Annotated in this window: 16 protein-coding genes; 9 read left to right on the plus strand and 7 right to left on the minus strand. The window is 34.9% G+C overall.

The genetic code is table 11. The features are described from left to right. The first annotated feature begins 79 nt into the window (after window positions 1-79). The 3 genes from ACT53I_RS02670 to bglX are packed head-to-tail and all read left to right on the plus strand — an operon-like array spanning window position 80 to window position 4,839. Window positions 80-1,180, plus strand: coding sequence for an SGNH/GDSL hydrolase family protein (locus ACT53I_RS02670; RefSeq protein ID WP_476078312.1), 1,101 nt, complete (start codon window positions 80-82; stop codon window positions 1,178-1,180). After that, window positions 1,173-2,543, plus strand: coding sequence for a sialate O-acetylesterase (locus ACT53I_RS02675; protein ID WP_476078313.1), 1,371 nt, complete (start codon window positions 1,173-1,175; stop codon window positions 2,541-2,543). The genes ACT53I_RS02670 and ACT53I_RS02675 overlap by 8 nt, the downstream gene beginning before the upstream one ends. A 10-nt stretch (window positions 2,544-2,553) precedes the next feature. Beyond that, window positions 2,554-4,839, plus strand: coding sequence for a beta-glucosidase BglX (gene bglX, locus ACT53I_RS02680; RefSeq protein WP_476078314.1), 2,286 nt, complete (start codon window positions 2,554-2,556; stop codon window positions 4,837-4,839). A gap of 86 nt (window positions 4,840-4,925) precedes the next feature. On the opposite strand, the gene ACT53I_RS02685 is transcribed toward bglX, so the two are convergent. The 7 genes from ACT53I_RS02685 to ACT53I_RS02715 form a co-directional block, all read right to left on the minus strand. Further along, the gene (locus ACT53I_RS02685; protein ID WP_476078315.1) at window positions 4,926-6,218 is read right to left on the minus strand and encodes a glycoside hydrolase 5 family protein; all 1,293 of its coding nucleotides are present in this window, start codon (window positions 6,216-6,218) and stop codon (window positions 4,926-4,928) included. 9 nt (window positions 6,219-6,227) lie between these two features. Beyond that, the gene (locus ACT53I_RS02690; protein WP_476078316.1) at window positions 6,228-7,430 is read right to left on the minus strand and encodes a glycoside hydrolase family 26 protein; all 1,203 of its coding nucleotides are present in this window, start codon (window positions 7,428-7,430) and stop codon (window positions 6,228-6,230) included. 3 nt (window positions 7,431-7,433) lie between these two features. Beyond that, window positions 7,434-8,465 (minus strand): carbohydrate binding domain-containing protein, encoded by a 1,032-nt coding sequence (locus ACT53I_RS02695; protein ID WP_476078317.1) that lies wholly within the window; start codon window positions 8,463-8,465, stop codon window positions 7,434-7,436. Window positions 8,466-8,479: 14 nt separating this feature from the next. After that, on the minus strand, window positions 8,480-9,664 hold the full coding sequence (locus tag ACT53I_RS02700) for an AGE family epimerase/isomerase (RefSeq protein WP_476078318.1): 1,185 nt from the start codon (window positions 9,662-9,664) through the stop codon (window positions 8,480-8,482). Window positions 9,665-9,726: 62 nt separating this feature from the next. Beyond that, on the minus strand, window positions 9,727-10,920 hold the full coding sequence (locus ACT53I_RS02705; RefSeq protein WP_476078319.1) for a glycoside hydrolase family 130 protein: 1,194 nt from the start codon (window positions 10,918-10,920) through the stop codon (window positions 9,727-9,729). Between the two features lie 29 nt (window positions 10,921-10,949). Beyond that, complete coding sequence (locus ACT53I_RS02710) at window positions 10,950-12,371, minus strand: MFS transporter (RefSeq protein WP_476078320.1); 1,422 nt, start codon at window positions 12,369-12,371, stop codon at window positions 10,950-10,952. After that, window positions 12,371-13,519, minus strand: coding sequence for a glycoside hydrolase family 26 protein (locus ACT53I_RS02715; RefSeq protein WP_476078321.1), 1,149 nt, complete (start codon window positions 13,517-13,519; stop codon window positions 12,371-12,373). The genes ACT53I_RS02710 and ACT53I_RS02715 overlap by 1 nt, the downstream gene beginning before the upstream one ends. Before the next feature lie 196 nt (window positions 13,520-13,715). On the opposite strand from ACT53I_RS02715, the gene ACT53I_RS02720 reads away from it, so the two are divergent. From ACT53I_RS02720 to ACT53I_RS02745, 6 genes are all read left to right on the plus strand, one after another. Further along, window positions 13,716-14,594, plus strand: a complete 879-nt coding sequence (locus ACT53I_RS02720) for a helix-turn-helix domain-containing protein (RefSeq protein WP_371486230.1) — start codon at window positions 13,716-13,718, stop codon at window positions 14,592-14,594. Between the two features lie 225 nt (window positions 14,595-14,819). Then, a complete protein-coding gene (locus ACT53I_RS02725; protein WP_476078322.1) occupies window positions 14,820-17,786 on the plus strand; it encodes a SusC/RagA family TonB-linked outer membrane protein in 2,967 nt (988 codons plus the stop codon). A 12-nt stretch (window positions 17,787-17,798) separates the two neighbouring features. Next, on the plus strand, window positions 17,799-19,391 hold the full coding sequence (locus ACT53I_RS02730) for a RagB/SusD family nutrient uptake outer membrane protein (RefSeq protein WP_476078323.1): 1,593 nt from the start codon (window positions 17,799-17,801) through the stop codon (window positions 19,389-19,391). An 11-nt stretch (window positions 19,392-19,402) separates the two neighbouring features. Further along, entirely contained in the window at window positions 19,403-20,455 is a 1,053-nt protein-coding gene (locus tag ACT53I_RS02735; RefSeq protein WP_476078324.1) for an IPT/TIG domain-containing protein, read from the plus strand. A 66-nt stretch (window positions 20,456-20,521) separates the two neighbouring features. After that, entirely contained in the window at window positions 20,522-21,745 is a 1,224-nt protein-coding gene (locus tag ACT53I_RS02740; protein ID WP_476078325.1) for a glycoside hydrolase family 27 protein, read from the plus strand. Further along, a complete protein-coding gene (locus ACT53I_RS02745; RefSeq protein ID WP_476078326.1) occupies window positions 21,742-22,704 on the plus strand; it encodes a glycoside hydrolase family 5 protein in 963 nt (320 codons plus the stop codon). The genes ACT53I_RS02740 and ACT53I_RS02745 overlap by 4 nt, the downstream gene beginning before the upstream one ends. The last annotated feature ends 1 nt before the right edge of the window (window position 22,705 follow it).

Here is a 22,705-nt window from a genome sequence, read left to right on the forward strand (position 1 = left end):
TTTTGATTATATTTTGATAGAATTGTATTAAAGCAAAAGCAGATGTTTTCGTAGCTTTACTTCATTAAAATCGTAGACTATGAAATGGTTTAAATATTGTGCTTTCCTTTTGTTTTTTAATGTTTTGGCGAGTTGTCAATCTCAACAAAAACTTACAGAAAAAGTACCTTATTTCACTTCGGGGAGAATCGATAAAATAAGCAATTCAGAAATTAAATTAATCAGTCCGGGAGCAGTGTTTGCTTTTCAGTTTTCTGGAGACCAAGTGCAAATCAAGATGAAGAATAGTCCGTTTCAAGGCTATTACAACTATGTTTCCGTAGCTATTGACGGAATGTATCTAGGAAGATATGCCATCAAAAACGCTCAAGAACTTCCTTATACTTTTCAAGCCAAAGATTCCACCAAAAAATCACATTGGATAGAAATTTACAAAGCTACAGAAGCAGCGATGGGAGAAGTGGTGCTCAATATTGCAGACCTTAACACCATTCCTGTTCAGCTTCCTGCTCAGAAAAAAATAGAATGGATAGGAGATTCCATCACTTGTGGTTTTGGAAATGACGAATCTGATTTGCCTTGTGGAGAAGGACAGTGGTTTGACCAGCACAATGCTTATTTTGCCTATGGTCCTCTACTTTCTAGAAAATTAAATGCTCAGTTTTTGTTGAGTTCTGTCTCTGGTTATGGTATGTACAGAAATTGGAACGCAGAACCGGGAGAAGAAGATAATTTACCAGAAGTGTATGATTATTTGTACCTAAGAAAGTCAGAAAAAGCAGTTTTTAAAAATGATTTTCAACCTGATTTGGTGAGTATTTGTTTAGGAACCAATGATTTATCTGATGGCGATGGTAAAAAATCTAGACAACCTTTTAACAGAAGTGCGTATGTGAAAAATTATATCCAACTGGTTCAAAAAATTTATCAGAAATATCCTCATACAAAAGTTGTGTTGCTCAACAGTCCTATGGTGAGTGGTGAAAAAAATCTTCTTTTGGTGGAATGTTTAAAAGAAGTGCAACAATTTTTCGCAAAAGATGAAAACCATCGTCCCATTGAAATATTTCAGTTTACGGCAGTTACACCGAGAGGTTGTGGTTACCATCCGAGTATAGAAGACCATAAACAGATGGCTTCACAATTAGAAAACACCTTCAAAAGACTTCTTTATGAATAAAATAGTTTCATTTTTATTTTTCACTTTGGGAATGTATGCTTCTGCCAATGTTCATTTGCCTGCTATTTTTGCAGACCACATGGTTTTGCAGAGAAACGCAACGGTGAACATTTGGGGGCATGCAGAACCCAACGAAGAAATTACCTTAACCGCTGATTTTTTAGACCGAGAATATAAAGTAAAAGCCAATAGCGAAGCCAAATTTTCTATCGCTTTTCCTACACCTAAAGAAGGTGGACCTTATACCATAAAACTTAAAGGCTATAATGAGGTTATCTTAAAAGATGTTCTCCTCGGCGAAGTTTGGCTCATGTCTGGTCAATCAAACATGGAAATGAGCGCAGCTTGGGGAATACAAAACGGAGAGGAAGAAGCCGCAAAAGCCCAAGAACCGAACATTAGGTTTTTTAAAGTGAATAAATCTTCTGCAGATTTTCCACAGCAAGAAATAGTGGGCAATTGGAGTGTTTGTACTCCAGAAACCATGAAACAACACAGTGCTGTAGGTTATTTTTTTGCGCAGAGATTGCACAAAATGCTCGATGGAGTTCCCGTTGCCATTATTATTTCAGCGTGGGGAGGAACTGCCGCCGAATTATGGACACCAGAACAAGTATTTATAGAAAATCCAGAATTAAAGGAGAGTTTTCAGAAATTTCCGCCATCAGAATATTATCCTATCAAAACGGCAGCAGCCTATAATGCCATGATTGCACCTATCAATTCGTATAAAATTGCAGGAGCAGCTTGGTATCAAGGAGAAACCAATACAGGGAATTTTACAACTTACGAAAAATTGCTCACCGAAATGATTGCGTCATGGAGAACAGCAAGACAAGAAGAGTTTCCTTTTTACATCATTCAGATTGCGCCTTATTCTTATTGGGAAGACAGTGGTGCAAGAATTAGAAATATCCAAAGAAAAGTAGCGCAGAAAACCCCAAAAAGTGGATTGATTATGACGGCAGATGTTTCTACTCCTGATGATATTCACCCCAAAAATAAAAAACCTGTCGGCGAAAGATTAGCCAATTTGGTTTTGAAAAATGAATACGGAAAACATTTGGGATTGGTCAATGCGCCCAATCCTGAACGCGTAGTTTTTGAAGGTCAAAAAGCAGTAGTTTTTTTACAAAATGCGGAAGGTTTACATTTTAAAAATTCGAGTTCACCTCAATTTGAATTGGCAGGAATAGACGGAAAATATTATCCTGCAAAAGCCGTGATTAAAAATAATACCATCGAAATAAAATCTGCACAGGTAAAACAGCCGATTTCTGTAAGGTATGCATGGAAAAATACTGCAATGCCTGATATTTTTAATCAAGTTCAATTGCCTTTAACTACCTTTGAAGTAAAATAAAAAATTAAGTATGAAAATAACACATAAATTATTGAAATTACTCTGTATGGCAGCCATTTTTAATATAAATGCTCAAGATAAATCTTATCTAGACAAGAAAAAACCAATAGAAGAGCGCATAAACATTCTTATGAAACAGATGACCTTAGAAGAAAAAGTAGGTCAGATGAACCAATATAATGGATTTTGGGATGTTACAGGTCCTGCTCCAACTGGTGGAACCGCCGAAGAAAAATATAAAAATATTAAGAAAGGATTGGTAGGTTCTATGCTTTCTGTGAGAGGCGTAAAAGAAGTAAAAGCCGTTCAAAAAATTGCAGTAGAAGAAACTCGATTAGGAATTCCATTGATTATAGGATTTGATGTGATTCATGGATACAAAACCCTAAGTCCGATTCCACTTGCTGAATCTTCAAGTTGGGATATGAAAGCCATCGAAAAATCTGCAGAAGTTGCAGCATCTGAAGCAGCAGCATCTGGTATCAACTGGACTTTCGGACCGATGATGGATATTTCCAGAGATGCAAGATGGGGTAGAGTAATGGAAGGAGCAGGAGAAGATCCTTATTTAGGCGCTCAAGTTGCTGTAGCAAGAGTAAAAGGTTTTCAAGGAGACAATACTTTTCGTTCGCCTTTAAGAATTGCGGCTACTGCGAAACATTTTGCCGCTTATGGATTTGTAGATGCCGGTTTAGAATATAGTGCTTCAGAAGTGAATCGAAATATTTTATACAATCAAGTTTTGCCTCCGTTCAAAGCGGCGGTAGATACAGGAATCAGAAGTATCATGACATCTTTTAACACTATTGATGGTATTCCTGCAACAGCGAATCAAATGCTTCTAAGAGAAACGCTTAAAAATAAATGGAGATTTAATGGATTTGTAGTTTCTGACTGGGCTTCTATAAGAGAAATGATTTATTGGGGCTATTCTCCAGACGAAAAATCTGCTGCAAAAAGTGCTGTAGATGCAGGAACTGACATGGATATGGAAGGCGGAATTTTTGTGCCTCATCTTGTGTCTTTGGTGCAAAATGGTCAAGTAAAAGAATCGCTGGTAGATGATGCGGTAAGAAGAATTCTTCGTGTGAAATTTGAACTAGGACTTTTTGATGATCCTTATCGTTTTTTAGATGAAAAAAGAGAAAAAGAAGTAATAGGAAGTAAAGCCAATCGTGACGCTGTTTTAGATATGGCTAAAAAATCTATTGTTTTGTTGAAAAACGAAAAACAATTGCTTCCTCTGGAAAAAGAAGGTCAAAAAATATTGTTATTGGGAGATTTAGCAGCGAGTAAAAACTCACCGTTAGGAAGTTGGAGAATTGCTTCAGACAATAATACAGCGGTTTCGGTTTTAGAAGGCATGCAAAAATATAAAGGCAATAGTTTAAAATACGAAAAAGGAATTGCCTTAACTCAAGAAGAACCTACTTTTCTTACCGAAGTTCAATACAATACCACCAATAGAGAAGGATTAGAAACTGCAAAACAGGCGGCTAAAGATGCAGATGTAATTGTGATGGTTTTAGGAGAACATGGTTTTTCATCTGGTGAAGCCAGAAGCAGAACGCAAATAGATTTGCCGGGATTACAACAAGAATTTTTAGAAGAAATTTATAAAATCAATCCTAATATTGTTTTGGTGCTCAATAACGGAAGACCATTGGCTATTTCTTGGGCAGCAGAAAATATTCCTGCAATTGTAGAAGCTTGGCAATTGGGTACAGAAACAGGAAATGCAGTTGCTCAAGTGCTTTTCGGAGATTATAATCCTAGCGGAAAACTGACGATGAGTTTCCCTAGAAATGTGGGGCAAATTCCTATTTATTACAACCATTACAGCACGGGTAGATTTACCAATAAAGATGGAAATGTTTTCTGGAGCCATTATTCAGATGTAGATAAAACGCCACTTTATCCTTTCGGTTATGGATTGAGTTATTCTAAATTTGAATACAGCGCACCGAAAGTGAACAAAAAAACTTTTGCAAAAGGAGAAAAAGTAGAAGTGACGGTAACGGTGAAAAATACTGGAATCTATGCAGGAAAAGAAGTGGTTCAATTGTACGTAAAAGATGATTTTGCAAGTGTAGTAAGACCTGTAAAAGAATTGAAAGGTTTTGAAATGGTAGATTTACAACCGAACGAAAGCAAAACGCTAACCTTTAGCTTAGGAGAAAAAGAATTAGGATTCTACAACCAAGACGGAAAATTTGTAGTAGAACCCGGAACTTTCAAAATAATGATTGGCGGAAATTCTGCCGATGTACAAGAACTCAGTATAGAGTTATTATAGTTTTTTTCATTTGTGTTTTCATAGGAAACGCGCAAAACCGAAAGGTTTTGCGCGTTTCATTTTAAAAATATATTGTATGAATAAAGTTATTTGGTTTTGAATATTTTATTGTATTTCTTGATGAGTTGTAAGGTTTCTTTATCCGTAGAAAATACAGAATTTAATCCTTGAGGTTCTTGTGGTGGATCTGCGGTAAAATCATCTCCTATATTCCATTTTCCATTGGTTGGATTGTTTTTTCCTATTCCTCCATATCCCCAAAAATTAAGCGCAGTAAATGGCAATTGATGGTCAATAGAATATTTCATTTTTTCAAAAATAAATTGATAGTACAGATTTCTATTGGCTACAGAAGCTTTCTTATCTAGACTTTCTTTCTCTCTAGGATATCCAAACTCTTCTAAAACCAAAGGTTTATTGAGTTTTTGAGCCACTTGAATATGTTCTTCTATGTAGGTGTTGGTGTTTTTGATAGCGATTTGAGTAGAATTTTTTTCATCTTTCACATCATACCAAGTCCAGTTTTTTGGCCAAATATGCATGGTTAAATAATCAATATTGGGATTATTGTGCGTTCTTTCAAAAGCTTCAATATCGTTATTAGAACCTGCTTTTCCTTCGGAACCAGTGGTGACGAGATGGTTTTGGTCTAATTTTTTAATTTCAGAAGTTACATCATTGAGCCATTTTGTAAATGCTGGTTCATTAGGTACATTCCAAATTCTAGGTTCATTGGCAACTTGCCAAGCCATGATGGTAGGGTCTTCTGTATATTTTATTTCGCTGATGCTGTTTTTTCGGTTAAGCACTACATTAATGTGTTTTAAGAAGGCTTCTTTACAAGGTTCACACTGATGAAATTGTGCAGTGTATTCCATAAATTGAGGCCAAGAATAAGGTCCTAAATTAGGATTAGGAACTGTTCCATAACCATTCCATTCTAGATATTTTGCCATTCCGCCACTCCATTCCCAATTATTGGTAAGATAGAGTACTGCGTCCATGTTTCTTTTCTTCATTTCATCGAGCAAAAAATCTAAGCCAATCCATAGATTTTCATCATAAATACCTTGTTGAGGTTGAACTGCTGGTGTTACCGTATAATCTTGGTCTCCACCTTCAGCGCTTGCTAAAATCCTAAGATTGGTTATTCCCAGAGATTTAAGTTCATCTAGTTCTTTGATGAGTCTTTCTCGGTCACCGTTTTCTCTTCCGAGCATGGCTCCATACCAATAATTAGCACCAATGTAATGGTATGGTTTTTTATTTTTAATGAATTGAGTGTTTTCTATTTTAATGAATTCTTGGGCGTTACAATTGCTGAATAAAGGCAAAGTAAAGACCAATAAACTCTTGATGATTGTTCTACGGTGAATCATGGTAAATTTTTATGGAAATTTATATAAATTTTTTAATTGATGTTGCATTACGATTTTATTTTTGAGCGCAAAGCTTTGAAAATCCGCAACGTTGCTTGTTCCGGGAGTGGGGACATAATAACCACTACTGGTATTCGTCCAAAACATAACATACGCAATTTGGACATTATTATTGTTGATGGCGTCAAAAAGGTACGTAGAAAACCAATTTGGAATGGCAGGTGTAGTAGATGTTACTCTATAACCAGTTTCTGTAAGTGCTGCAATTTTATGTTTAGCAATAGCAGCGTCTGATAAATATTTTAATTTGGTGTTGGCTGCATTCGCTCCAGAAGTTCCTTTATTGTCGAAATCTCCATAATTATCCATGCCGAGAATGTCTACATATTGGTCTCCTGGATATCTAGAAAAATAACTATTGGCGCTTCCGTAAGAATTATCAGGCGAAAAAGCGTAGAGAATATTGTGTACATTTTTAGAATCTCGCAGATATTCTACGGTAAATCTATAGGCACTGATGTATTCTTCTGGTGTACAATAAGATGCTCCCCACCAAAACCAATTGCCATCAAACTCATGAAAAGGTCTGAAAATAATAGGAATTAATGTTCCATTGCTGTCTTTTAATTGAGAAACAATTTGTGCAACCTTGTCTAGTTTTGTTTTATACCAATTATGGAATTTTCCGCCAGGAAGAATGCTTTTAAATGCGTCTGCTTTTTCTGCAGCGGTCATGTTACTGGTATAGAAGCTATTTTCGTGATAGGGTTCTCTAAGATGCCAAGAAAAAGTATTGATGATTCCTTTAGCGTAAGCTTCTTTAGTATCTACAATAATTTTATTTTCTTGCTGTACAAACCAATTGTTAGAAGGATTGTCCTTGTCGGTAATAAACATGAAATCTGAGCCTAAAATTCCTGGGTCATTTCCAGTGGTTTTCTTCATGTCCGAAAATCCAGAAGTTTGGTAAAATGAGTTGAAAGCATCTTGCTGACCAATTACCGTTTTGGTTTTTCCTAAATTTCTAAGATTATAGAATAATGCTGCAGTTTCTGTGGTAGCATTTTTGTCTACCATGTAAGTTTTTACATTTTGTGGAGTTACCACATCTGTTTCAACTGGTGGAGTAGGTGTAGGTTTTGTTGGCTCTTCTCGGCTACAAGAAAAAATGAAAAAAAGTAAATTCAGAATGATTAAAACTTTGGTTTTCATCTTTTAAGGATTAAATTTTACTTGAATGTCATCCGCATAAAGAATTCCTGTCGCAAAACCTATAGCAATCATAATTCTTGTTCTTTGAGTATTTTGAGGAAGAGTAAAAGTTTTAGAATAAAGTTGCCAATCTGTAGTTCCTATTACGAAAGCGATGCTTTCATCTTGAGCAGTTTTATTTTTACCATCGCTGGTAAATTCTACATTTAGCAATCCGTTATTCCAAGGATTTTCGCCTTGTATAATGTTTTCTGATTTTAGCCAACCAGAAATGGTGATGGTTTTTGCATTGCTGGGAACACTAAATTCTTGGTCTATTCCTTCCCAATTTTTGGTTTCAGAAATAATTTTTGCAGCAGAGTTTCCTTCTTTTTTTAGGTCATTACTTATAGAAAAGTTACCTCGCCAAGAAGTTTTTCCATTTTCAAAATTTCCGTTGTTAAAGGTTTTCGTTAGAGTATTTTGAGCAGGATTTGGAGTGTTTTGTAATGAAATTGCTTCTTTCTTCTTGATATCTTCGTCTACTATTTTTTCGTAGTCTTCTTTAGAAATCGGGATGATTTTTATATCGTCAAAAAGAAACGAACCAGTACATTCTGAAAGGGCAATCATTAATCTTCCAGAGCGCGAATTTTCCGTAGGAATTATTTTTTTCACAAGTTGCCAGTTGGTAGTGCCTTCTAATTCTACGATATTTTGATTTTTGCCCGCCATTTCTAGAACTATAACAGCCTTATTCCAGTTATTTTTCCCTTTTTCTACCGCATCAGCTTTTACCCAAGCAGAAATTTCTATAGCTGGAGTATTTTTAGGAATTATAAATTCTTGGTCTATTCCTTTCCAAGAAGGAGAGGTGTATTCATAAATATTGCCACTTTTACTTCCTATTTTTTTTACATAAGGATTGATGGTTAAAACATTTTCTCCACGCCAAGACATGGCATCTGATTCGAAACTACCATTTTTGATGAGGTTTTTTTGACCAAAAAACGTTGAAAAGCTTAAAAAAGCTAAAATAAGGCTGAACTTTTTCATTATAATTTCTGTTTTTAAAGACGTTTTATGAGTTCTATACAAGCTCTGGAATTGTGATAAGGGCATTTCCAAAGTCCTGCTTTGTCTTTAAGAATGGGGGTGTAATCTTCTCTGATTCCCCAAATCCATTCTCCTTTTCTGTGGTCTATGATGTATTTTTCTACAAACTCGAAATTCTTTTCTGTGATGGTTAGAAATTCTTCATTTTGGGTAAGTTGCCACGCATTTATCATTCCTATCCATAACTCAGCTTGAGGCCACCAATGTTTCTCGGCGATGAGTTTTTTTTCTTTAGGATCAAATTCATACCAAAGTCCACCATCTTCGGCAATGCCTTCTTTGGTGCTTTCGGCAAAATGGACAGCATGTTTTTTATAGATTTCTATCAAATTTTGATCTTCAATGGCTTCTGCACACCATTGTAGCAACCAAGCAGCTTCTATATCATGTCCGTAAGAAATTACATCTTCTTTTTCTATCCAATTTTCATCAAAAAAGAGCTTCAGATGATTCTTGGTTTTGTCAATAAAATGAAGGTCTACAATTTCTAGAATTTCCTTGATGGCTTCTTTCAATTTTTGATTAGGCCAAACCAAATAAAGATTAGCATACGCTTCTACAATGTGTAAATGCGTATTCATGGTTTTCTTTTCGTTAGCGTCTTTTTCGCTTAATCTTAAATCTTCTATTTCTTCCCAATTTCTGGTAAAAGCTTCTAAATAGCCTCTTTTTTTGGTGTCTCTACTGTGTAATTCTATTTGATAGAAGAGATTTTGAGCCATTTCTAGAGCTTCTTCATTTTTATAAATTTTATAAAATTCAGACAATCCATAAATGGTAAAAGCAAGAGCGTAAATTTGGTTTTTGGTGTCTTTTGGAGCGCCATTATGATAGAGTGTCCAAAAAATTCCGCCAAATTCTTTGTCATAAAAATAATTTTTGATGTAAAAGAAAGCTCTTTTGGCGAGATTGAGATATTCTGGATTTTTGGTTAAATCATAAGCTGCTGAAAAAGTCCAAAGAATTCTGGCATTTAATACAGAGCCTTTATCTGCTAAAATATTTTTAGAATCCAGATGGTTAATTTCTCCTATAAAACCACCATTTCTCTCATCGAGCATATTTTTAGCCCAATATTCTAAAATATTTTGAAGTTCTTTTTCAGCTTTATTTTTGAGGTGAAGAATTCTATTTTCCACGCGAATTTAATTTAGGGTAAAAACCTCACGCATTTCTTTGTGAGGTTTTCGGGAATTTAAAGTTATAATTGTGAGATTTTATTTTTGTCTATCAGTTTTATAATTCTCTGTACCGAAGCATAGGTGGTAAAATCATCTTCAGGCGTTTGAGTTACATAATCTACCAATCGCGCTATATCTGAAACTGCTACATGCATTCTGGTATCCGAAGAAGCGTAATAAATATACACTTTGCCATCTTGGTCAGCAATCCAACCGTTAGAGAAAAGCACATTAGATACATCGCCTATTCTTTCTTGATCTTCTGGAGCCATAAAATGACCTGCTGGAACATGCGTAACTTTAGAAATATCTTCTAAATCTGTCATAAACATATACAAAGTGTAACGCAAACCTGCAGCGGTGTTTCTCACTCCATGAGCAAGATGAAGCCAGCCTTTTTCAGTTTTAATAGGAGCGGGACCTAATCCATTTTTTAGTTCGTAAATGGTGTGGTAATTTTTTCCAAAAATTATTTTTTCGTCTTGTACTACAGGATTGGTCATGTCTTCTATGAATCCAAGACCAATTCCACCGCCGTTTCCAACATCTATAAAACCATCTTGAGGTCTGGTGTAGATTGCGTATTTTCCATTCACAAATTCAGGATGGAGCACCACATTTCTTTGTTGGCCAGAGTTTGAAACCAAATCAGGAAGTCTTTCGAAATGAATTAAATCTTTCGTTCTTACAATTCCAGCATTGGCAATTGCAGAACTGGTGTCGCCTTTTGGAGCATTTGGATCTTTTCTTTCGGTGCAAAAAATACCGTAAATCCAACCGTCTTCGTGTTTTACCAATCTCATGTCGTAAGCATTGGTGTCTGGATTCCCTTCGATTTGAGGAATGACACAAGGTTTTTCCCAAAATTTAAAATGATCTATTCCGTTTTCACTTTCTGCGATAGCGAAGAACGATTTTCTATCATTTCCTTCTACTCTTACACAAAGAATATATTTGTCATTAAATTGAATGGCTCCTGCATTAAAAGCTGCATTGTAGCCAATTCTCTCTAAAAGCAGCGGATTTTCTTTTTCGTTAAAATCATATCGCCAGTCGAGTGGAATATGTTTGGCTGTAACTACAGGATTAGAATATCTTGTAAAAATACCGTTAGATACTTCATTTTTTGGGCTGTTAGGTTTCTCGATGAGGGTTTGGTATTCTTGTTCGAGTTCTTTTTTTCTTTTTAAGAAAACATCTTTAGCATTCATCATAATCATCATTTTATCAATATTAATTGTAATTATTTGGTTCTTCTGGAGTTAAGTTCTTCAGAAATTTCTTTAACTTTTTTGTCAGATAGAGGATAAAACATCATCCCTATAAAAGCGATAACACAGCAGATTGCAGGAAGTATACTGATCATAAGTTTCTCTCCGAAAATGGTTTCTGGATTTTGAGTAATGGCATCTGGAGCGTAATTAAACCAAGCAAGAATCCATCCACTTAAAGCAGCACCAAGAGCCCAGCCTAATTTTTGAGACATAGAAGAAGAAGAGAAAATAAGACCTGTAGCTCGTCTTCCGGTAAGGAGTTCTTGATGGTCTACAATATCTGCAAACATAGACCAGAGTAATGGTAAAACATATCCTGCAAAAAGAGAAACTAAAAATTGTAAACTAAGAATCCATAGGATGTTATTAGGAATAATGTAGAAAAATGAACTTAGTACTCCTGCGATAAGAATGGCAATCATATAGGTTTTTTTCTTTCCGTATTTTGCAGAAATGCTAGGAGCTAACATTACGCCTATTAAATTGGCAGCTTGACCTACGAGGAAATAAATGGTAGTCATATCCCAGCCTGTTCCCGTCATTTTATAATTGAATTTCACATAATCTCTGAAATAATAGATGGCCACACTATCTCTTACTGCATTAAAAAGGAGTGCAGCTAATCCTGTAGCCACTAAAATCCACCAAGGTGCATTGTGAAATAAATTTTTAAGGTCTGTTTTTATAGAAGCATTTTCTTCGCTTTCGATTTGCTGTACTCTTTCTTTAGTCCAACTGAAACACAATAAGAATAGAATAACGCAAATGATTCCTATGCTTCCTACTCCCATTACCCAACCAATTACAGACGTACTCACGGTAGATTCTGCTGCGCTGGTTACTTGATTTACCTTTTCCGTGTCAAATGTTTTTGCAAAAAAATCAATTAAAGGTTGTAGCAACATAAACGTTACGAAACTTCCAATAAATGCAAATGACATTCTGTAAGAAGAAAGTTGATTTCTTTCTTTGGGGTCTGCAGAAATAGCACCGAGTAAAGAAGCGTAAGGAACATTAATCATAGAATAAACAATCATCATCAGCGAATAAGTGACGTATGCATAGATGAGTTTGTTGCCTTCGCTTAAATCTGGAGCGTAAAAGGTAAAAACACCCATTACAGCAAAAGGAATGGCGAACCAAAGCAAATAAGGACGATATTTTCCCCATTTTGTTGTGGTTCTGTCTGCTGCAATTCCTACAAAGACATCAAAAAAGGAGTCCCAGAGTCTTGCAATCAGAAACATGGTTCCTGCAGCTGCAGCGGTAATGCCAAATACATCTGTGTAGAAAAATAAGGAGTACATTCCAAATATTTTCCAGAACATAGAAGAAGCAGCATCTCCGAAACCGTATGCTATTTTTTCTTTAAGTTTTATTTTTTCGACCATTATTTGTAAATATTTTCTTGAGTAATATCTTTTTGAAAGAATGTTTTCGGATTGTTATAAAATTCTATAAAATCCTTTTCACTGAGTTGTCCTTTATAAGGAGCATAGTAATGCATTTTCTTTTCTTGCTCTTGCCATCCATGATTTCTCCACAGTAAGACGAAAGAAATTTTATAATTTCCGATGGCTTCGGTAAGAGTTTTTGTCCACCAATTTTCATAAGGAATCTGTTCATATCCAGTTTCGGCAATCGCCATAGGTTTTTGATGTTCTACCGCTACTTCATTCATTATTTTCAGTTGGTTTTGCACTTCTGTGATAAAGGAAGAATCAGTTACAGGATTCGTGTATTGGTATTTGTCAAAACTCAAAACATCTACCACATCATCACCTGGGTAATATTCTAGAAATTCTTCCTTAGATTTGAAATCAGCAGTATTGTATACAATGATGAGGTTGTTGAGTTTTTTAGTTTCTCTAAGATAATGAATGGTAAATCTCCAAATTTCTTTAAATTCTTGAGGTGAAGCATTGTTTTTACACCACCAGAACCAATTTCCGGTCAATTCATGGAAAGGTCTGTATAAAATGGGGATTTTTTTGCCGTCAGAACCTTTAAGATTGCCTAAAAATTGTGCAGCTTCATCTAGCCAAGACAGATATAATTGGTGTTTTTCGCCGTTCGGAAGGATAGAACGCAGGGAACCTGGAGTGGTATCCCAAGAATTTTTCATCGTTAAAGGATTATCCATATGCCAACTGATGGTAGAAACTCCGCCTCGGTCATAGATTTCTTTAATCCAGTTCTTCATTTTTTTAAAAGGGACTCCATCTATATTATTAGATTTTTGATGCTCTATTCCTCCTAAATCCCAACCATATAAAGCAGGGTAATCTCCTGTTACGTCTTTTATATCACTTCTGCCTTCTTCATATCTCCATTTTACACCGTAAGCTAAATCATCTTGATGACCAAATAAAAATCCTTTTTCCTGAAGTAGAATAAGGTTTTGATATAAATTTTCGGTTTCTGGAGTGGCATTTTTATCAGAAAGTGAATGGTGTTTTTTTTCTGGTGACTGCGCATAACAAGAGACTACCCATAGCAATAGGGAGACCCATAATATATTTGGAATGTAAAATTTCATACTCTAAAAATAGAATTTTAAAATTAATAACAAAAAAAAAGATTGTTTGAAAAATTAATAAATAACATGATTTTTATTATGTTAACAAATTCGGAAGAATCTCTATTTTTGTTAATACAAATTTAACTGATGTTTTTTTTAAGTTGATAATACTATTTTATCATAATTATATTATATAATTGCAAAAAATATTGATATGAAAAATGAGAATAATTTTTTCAGAGAAATTCCACCTTTAACTAGTAGTGATAGTTTTTTGGTTTTTGATAGAGTAAAAGACAAGTTTGATTTTCCTATTCACTTTCATCCAGAATATGAAATAAATTTCATCGAAAATGGAAAGGGCGTTAGAAGAATTGTAGGAGATCATATAGAAGAAATAGATGATTTAGAGCTGGTTTTAGTAGGTCCTAATCTTTATCACGCATGGGAAACTCATAAGTGCAAACAAAAAAAAGTGCATGAAATTACCATACAGTTTGAAGAAAATCTTTTTGAAGATAGTTTGCTTTCTAGGCGTATCATGAGGCCGATACGTGATATGTTCAACAGATCTTCTCATGGGATTTTGTTCTCTAGAGCCACTACGGAATATCTGGCGCAAAGAATTTGTAATCTTTCTAGATTAGATGGGATGGATTATTTTTTAGAAATTTTGTCCATACTTCATGATATGGCTACTTCTAGAAATCAGAGGATACTTTCCACGTATACAGTAGATTATGATACTTTCGAAGATGATGATAGAATGAAAATTGTCTATGATTATATTCAAAAGAATTATGCTAATAAAATAACATTAGAAGAAGTTTCTAAAGTAGCATTGATGAGTCCGGTTTCTTTTAATAGGTTCATAAAAAAGAGAACTAATAAGACCTTTGTGAATTATGTAAATGATGTAAGAATAGGTTATGCAGCTAGAAATTTGGTAGAAAAAGACCTAAGTATCTCAGAAATTGCATTTAAATGTGGTTTTAATAATATTGCCAATTTTAATAGAATTTTTAAAAGCGTCAAAGGCGTTACACCTAGCGTATACAGAGAAGAATTTAACGGAATTAAGAGGATATTATAGGGTTGGTTTTATGATATTATTTTGTCAAAATTAATTTATTAAATGATACTTTTTAACATGAAAAATATCATCAGCGAAAATAATAGTAACAAATGATAAAATAATATTAACAAAAATTTCACATTCCTAATAAATTTGTTTTGTTAAAAAACATAAAGTTTTATTGATAATTTCAAAATTTGAAAAAGGTCAATAAATAGAAAAATTAAACCAACACTTTTTATCATGAAGAGTTTTCTTTATTACCTAAATCCAAGTAACAGGGGCAAAACAAGTATCGCTGCACTGTTTCTATTGGGAGCATTTACGTGTGTTGATGCGCAACAGAGCACCAATCGAGATTCTCTCAAAACCAAATCTATAGACGAAGTAGTTGTAATAGGCTACGGTACTCAAAAAAGAAAAGATGTCAATTCATCTATTTCATCAATCAAGTCATCTGATATTCAGTCACTAAAACAAGTAAACGTAGACCAAATGTTGCAAGGGAAACTTGCAGGGGTAGTAGTTACGAATGGTAACGGACAACCAGGTGCAGCTGCTTCAATTAGAGTAAGAGGAACTACCTCTCTTAATGGAGTTAATGAACCTCTATATATTATAGATGGTATTCCTATTTCTGGAGACGCCAGTGGTAGAGCAACCAGTGGAAGACCTGTTGCGGGAAGCGATTTTTCTTCTACAGGTGGTGGTGGGAACAATACGGTTTCTCCTATTTCTTTCTTAAATCCTAATGATATAGAATCTGTAGACGTATTAAAAGATGCTTCTGCAGTGGCTATTTATGGAGCAAGAGGTGCAAATGGTGTCATCATTATTACCACTAAATCTGGTAAAAAAGGAATGGGTAAAATTTCTTACGATGGTTCTACCAATATTACCCAAATTCCTAAATATTTAGATGTAATGAATCTGCAACAATATGCAGCGCATCAAAATAATTTGGCATTACTCTTCAATACACAATTAAGACCAGAGTTTTCTCATCCTGAACTTCTTGGGCTTGGAACAGATTGGCAAAATGAAATTTTCCAAATCGGTTTTGGGCAATCTCACCAATTAAGTTTTTCTGGAGGTAAAGAAGGAACCAATTATTATCTATCTGGAAACTTTATGGACCAGACAGGGAATATTTTAGACACCGGTATGAAAAGATATACCTTCAGAGCAAATGTAGATGCTAAAGTAAAACCTTGGTTAAAAGTAGGAACAAATTTATCTACGGGGATTACCAATGAAAACTTTACAGTTAATCAAAGTTTCGGAGGGTTAATTACCAATATGCTTCTTCAAGGGCCAGATATGCCAGTAAGAAATTTAGATGGTACTTTTGCTTCGCCACCACAAAATCAAAACGTAAACTACTTTAATCCAGTTGCGGAAGCGCTAGAAAGAGAAAATAAATTGATTAGAAAAAATTTCTTAGGAAGTGTTTTCGGGGAAGCCAATTTACTAAAAGGATTAAAATATAGAGTAGAATTATCTGCCAATACAGAGTTTACAGAATATACAGATTTCTATCCTTCTTATGATAGAGGAACTCAGTTTAATTTAACTGCAGATTTATTCGAAAGAAGACAAAATTGGTATTCTACCAATATTCAAAACTTGCTTACATACGATTTAAATATCAATAAACATAAAATTACCGCACTTGTTGGTCAAGAAGCCAATGATTCTCATTGGGAAGGTCTTTTAGCAGAAGCGCATGGTTTTAAATTTAATGATATTCATAACATTTCTATGTCAGATGCAGACAGCAGAACCGTTACAGGATATAAAGGCAGCCAAGCGCTTTCTTCTTTATTTGGACGTTTGATTTACGATTTTGATAATAAATATAGCGTTACCGCTTCTATCAGAAGAGATCAATCTTCTAAATTTGAACCAGCTATCGACGGAAAACAAGTAGGATATTTCCCATCAGTTTCTGTTTCATGGAAAGTGAGTAGCGAAAAATTCATGGAAAGTGTTAAAGATTATATCTCTTTACTTAAAATTAGAGCAGGATATGGTGAAACAGGGAACCAACAAATTCCGAACGGAAGATATGCGGCAAACCTTACTCAGTATTTTCTTCCAGGAAACATCCCAAATCCTAATTTAACTTGGGAAAGCATGAAACAAACAGATATTGGTTTAGATTTTACTTTATTCAATCATTTCAATGTCAATTTTGATGTTTACAAAAAGCTATCAGATAATTTCTTATTCCAATATCCATTACCAGATTATTTAACAGGTGGTTCATCTTGGAATGGTGGTATTGATTCTCCTTATTTCAATATGGGACAAGTAGAGAATAGAGGTTTTGATTTAACCATGTCTTATGGAACGAAAAATGACGAAGGTTTCAACTGGAATTCTACATTGGTAATGTCTCATAACCAAAACAAATTGCTTAATATTATAAATGGAGTTACGCTCACCGAACAAGCAAATATGAATGGTTATCAACCATATGTAGTTTCTAATACAATTGTAGGTTCTGCTATTGGTACATATTGGGGATTCAAAACAGATGGTTTGTTTACCAGTCTAGACCAACTTAATAATGCGCCAATTCAGTTTGGACAATCTGTAGGAACGGCTCCTGGTCAAACGTATCTAGGTGATGTGAAATATGTAGACGTGAACAGAGATGGTAAAATTACCATGGATGATGCTACAATCATCGGTGATCCAAATCCAGATTTAACCATTGGTTTCACTAATAGTTTCAGTTATAAGAATTTTGATTTGTCTATCTTCTTAAATGGAGTTGTAGGTAATGATGTAATGAACTTAACCAGAAGAAATGGTTTAGAAAACTCTATGTTATACAAAAATCAATTGGTAGAAGCAGCAAATTATTGGACTGAAGATCGTCCTAATTCAGATATTCCTCGTCCGATTAACAGTAGTAGTAATCCAAACATCTTGATTTCTGATAGATTCGTAGAAAAAGGAGATTTCCTTAGAATTCAGAACGTTACTTTAGGATATACTTTCTCGCCAGAAGCTTTAGAAGCTATTAAAATGACCAAAGTGAGAATTTATGGTACAGTACAGAATCTCTATACTTTTACCAATTATACAGGCTATGATCCAGAAATTGGATTATTTAATCAGAATCCATTGCTAAACGGAATAGATAATGGTAGATATCCTATGCCAAGAACGTTTTCTTTAGGGGTAAACTTAGAATTTTAAAAAAAGAGTAAAATGAAAATTTATAAATTTAATTCGGTAAAAAAAATATTGTTCTTTGCAATACTTACCGCAGGATTAAGTTCTTGTTCTAACGAATTTACAACAAGACCTTCAGAGGATTCTATTACTGCAGATTCTTACTATAAGACTAATGAACAAGTGGCAAGTTGTACAGATGCATTGTATAACAGAACTTGGTTCCAGTTTCACAATAAGTTTTTCTTTGCCATTTCAGAAGTAGGTTCTGGTAATATGTATACCAATTCTTCAGATGTTAATGCTATGCGTAATTTCTCTATCAATGGTTCAGACCCTGAACTTAATAACGGATGGCAGTCACTTTGGGCAAATGTAGCACAAGCTAATTACTTAATTAATAACCTTAAAATTAGAGTAGCGCCTGCAGTAAGTCAAGAAGTGGTGAACAATGCGCTTGGTGAAGCGTATTTTATGAGAGCTACTGCTTATTTTTATTTGGTGAGATTATGGGGGCCTGTTCCAATTATTGAAAACAATTTAGACCATGTTTCTAGCCCACAATTGAATACCAATAGAGTAGAAGATGTATATGAACTTATCAGAAGAGATTATGTAAAAGCATCAGAATTACTTTATTCTAAAACAAGAGGAAGCGCTTATGCAAGCAATGTTAAAGTTTCTAAAGGCTCTGCAAAAGCCATGTTGGCCAAAGTATATCTCTATATGAAAGATTATCCTAAAGCTAAAGCAGCCGCAGAAGAAGTAATCAATAGCGGAGAATTTAAACTCTTAGGAGGAAGTGCTTTGCCTAATAAATCTTTCGGAGATTTATTTACCTACGCAGGAAATAACAATGAAGAATCTATCTTCGCTTTGCAGTGGAAAGGGGATGGTAACTATGGTTCTGCTAGCAATTGCAATACGCAATTCGGGATCAGTAATGGTAGTATTTCTACTTCTAATGCAACTTACGGTGGTGTTTTTGGGCCTTCTCAAGATATTTTAAATCTGTATTCATCTTCAGATGTCAGAAGAAAAGAAACCATTATGTTGCCAGGAGATGTTTATCCAAGTATTAAAGCTAAAATTGGCTCCAATTACGGGCCACTTGTAGTTCCTGCTGCTGATTTAATTGGTGGTCAAGGTGCAGGTGCAGCTATTAAAAAATATTGTCTTGGTGTAGTAAACGGAGATGTTACAGGACCAGCTGATGGTTGGGCTATGATGAATAACAATACTTATATCATGAGATATGCAGAATTATTGCTGATTCATGCAGAAGCGGTTTTAGCAGGCGGTTCTAGTACAGCAGATGCTTCAGCGCTTAAATCTCTAAATGCAGTAAGAAATAGAGCTGGATTAAACAGTGTTTCTTCATTCACTTTTGATGATTTATTCACTGAGAGAAGAAAAGAACTAGCGTTCGAAGGAGATTATTGGTTTGATTTAGGTAGACTTCCTAGAGCTAAAGCAATTGCAATCATGTCTGCTCAAAACAGAGGAAATATGTGGGGCGCTGAGTATTTTACACCAGACGATGCAGATTTTTCTTTGCCATATCCTACCAATGATGTGATTAAAAATCCTAAATTATTAGAGGCTCCGGTTCCTTATGTTTTTAAATAAAATAAATTCACATGAAAAATTTAAATATCAATAGATTATTCTGGACATTATTCCTTTCTGTTTTTGCAATAATCAGTTTGTCATCATGTAGAGATGATAGCTCAGATGATTCTAAAGCAGGACCTCCAGTAATCGAAAAAATTACAGGTTCATTAGACGGTGAAGGTAAGCCTGTAGACTTAACGCCTATTACACAAGCGCAAGCCAATAATACCGTAATTATCCACGGTTCTGGGTTTAAAACCTTGCAACACGTATATTTTAACGGGACAGAATCTGCTTTCAATCCAAATTTTGTTACTGATAATGTAATCGTAGTAAATATCAATGAGAGTACACCTTATGCTAATGCAAGTAATAAACTGAAATTAGTAACCGCTTTTGGTGAGGTAGTGTATGATTTCACTGTAGCGCCACCTTCTCCAGAAATCAGCAGTTATAATTCTATTAATGCACAAGCTGGAGAAACCTTCAAGATTTACGGTAAATATTTCTTAAATCCAGAAGTAAAAGTAGGAACGGCTACTGCGACTATTGTCTCTTCTACGCTTACAGAAATTGTAGCGACTATGCCAGCAAATGCCAATGATAAATATGTTTCTGTAACTACCATTTCAGGAACTTCTACAGCGGCTCAAGCAGTAGGTTCAGCGCTATATGATGACGAAATTCAAGGAGATGCAGGTCACTGGACTTGGAGCGGAACGCCTATCATTACAGATTTTGCAGATGATACTTTCCAAGGTAAAAAAGCCATGAAAATAGCTTTCGGAGGTTGGGATGGTGCAGATTTCAAATTCAATTCTAGAAATGTTTCTCAGTACAAAGCATTCAGAATTAGAGTGAAAAGTACTGTAGATAATTCTTCAGCAAGTCTTAAAATGGTTTTCGGTGGTTGGGCTTTCCAAATCGTAAAACCAGTTACTACAGGTTGGACGTACATAGAAATTCCTTTCTCAGAAATTGGTAATCCTACTACTTTTGACCAAATTACCTTCCAAGAATCTGGTAATTTTGGTGGAAACACACTTCTTATCGATGATATGGGATTTGTATTAAAATAATGAAGTATAAGAATTAATAATTATTCCTAAGAACCCTCATTTGTAGGGTTCTTTTTGTAAAAATTCATGAAAACAAAAATTTTAAATATTGCTGCTCTGCTTCTTTGCCTTGGTTTAGGAGCGCAGAAATTTCAAGGAGTTGCTAATACACCACCGATGGGTTGGAATTCTTGGAATACTTTCGAAGTTAATATCAATGAAGAATTGGTAAAGCAAACCGCAGATATTATCGTTTCTTCTGGAATGAAAGATGCGGGTTATCAATACATTGTGTTAGATGACGGTTGGATGGTAAAAGATCATCGTGATGAGAACGGAAATCTTATTCCAGATCCTGTGAAATTCCCAAGTGGAATGAAAGCGCTCATTGATTATGTACATGCTAAAGGTTTGAAATTCGGGTTGTACAATTGTGCAGGAACCAATACTTGCGCAGGTTATCCCGGAACCAGAGGTTACGAATATCAAGATGCTAAATTTTACGCGAGTTTAGGCATAGATTTTCTGAAATACGATTGGTGTTTTACAGAAGGGATTAATGCTAAAGAAGCCTACACTACCATGAGCAAAGCCTTAAAAACTGCTGGGAAACCTATCGTTTTCTCCATTTGTGAATGGGGAGACAATCAACCGTGGAATTGGGCAACACCTGTGGGAAATCTTTGGAGAATTTCTGGAGATATTTACCCTTGTTTTGATTGTGAATACAAGCACGAAGAAGGAAATTGGTCTTCTTGGGGTGTTCTTAAAATTTTAGAAATGAGAAAAGACATTCGTAAATTTTCAGGACCTGACCATTGGAATGATTTTGACATGATGGAAGTAGGAAACGGAATGACTTTAACAGAGGATAAGTCGCATTTTACGCTTTGGTCTATGATGGCGTCTCCGCTTTTTGCAGGAAATGATTTAAGAAGCATGAAGCCAGAAACTTTGAAAATTTTGACCAATAAAGAAATGATTGCCATCAATCAAGATGTTTTGGGGATTCAAGGGTTTAAATATCAGTCAGAAAATGGAGTGGAAGTTTGGGTAAAACCTTTAGCTGATGATAATTGGGCAATGGTTTTCTTAAACCGAACAGAAAAATCTCAAAAAATTAAATTTGATTGGAAAAAGCACATCATAGAAGACTTAGATTTCAAATTTACCCTAAACTTAACTCAACAAACCTATACTTTAAGAGACCTTTGGGAACATAAAGATTTAGGAAAAACCAATAGAATTTTTGAAAAAGAATTGACTTCTCATAATGTAGTTGCACTAAAACTGACAAAAGTTAAAAAATGAAAAAAATAATCTATTTCATGACATTGGCATTGCTCACTTCCTGCGGAACTTCTTTTGTAGGAAAACACGGCCAAATTTCGGTAAAAGGAACACAATTGGTAGACAAAAACCAAAAACACGTCATGCTCCGTGGAATGAGTTTCGGTTGGCACAGTATGTGGCCTAGATTTTATAATAAATCTGCCGTTTCTTGGCTCAAAAAAGATTTTCATGCCAATGTAGTTCGTGCTGCATTAGGTGTAGAACATGGCGAATTCGGCAATTACATGAAAGATAAAAAATTTGCCAAAGAAAAAATTTACGCCGTGATTGACGGAGCCATAAAAAACAACATTTATGTAATTGTAGATTGGCACAGTCATAACATCAATTTGAATGAAGCCAAAGAGTTTTTCGATGAGGTTTCTCAGAAATATGGCAAATATCCGCATGTTATCTACGAAGTCTTTAATGAACCAGACTACGAAACTTGGGCAGAAGTAAAAGCCTATTCTGAAGAAATTATAAAAGTCATCAGAAAAAATGATCCTGATAATATTATTTTAATCGGTTCTCCTTCTTGGGATCAAGATGTGCATCTTCCTGCAAAAGATCCTATTACCATAGATCAAAATCTCATGTACACCATGCATTTTTATGCAGCTACGCACGAAAAATGGTTGAGAGATAGAACGGATGAAGCGCTGAAAAGCGGTTTGCCGATTTTCGTTTCAGAAAGTGCAGGAATGGAAGCTTCTGGAGATGGAAAAATGAATTACCAATCTTGGCAAGAATACATTTCTTGGATGGAAGAACGCGGAATAAGTTGGGTAGTTTGGTCGGTTTCAGACAAAGATGAAACTTGCTCTATACTTAAAAAATCTGCTCATTCCGAAGGAAATTGGAAAGCTGAGGATTTAAAAGAATCTGGCCAGAAAACCCGAGAGTACCTAAGGTTTTACAATAAAGGTAAAGACTAAT

It is taken from the genome of Cloacibacterium sp. DMC96, assembly GCF_056313765.1.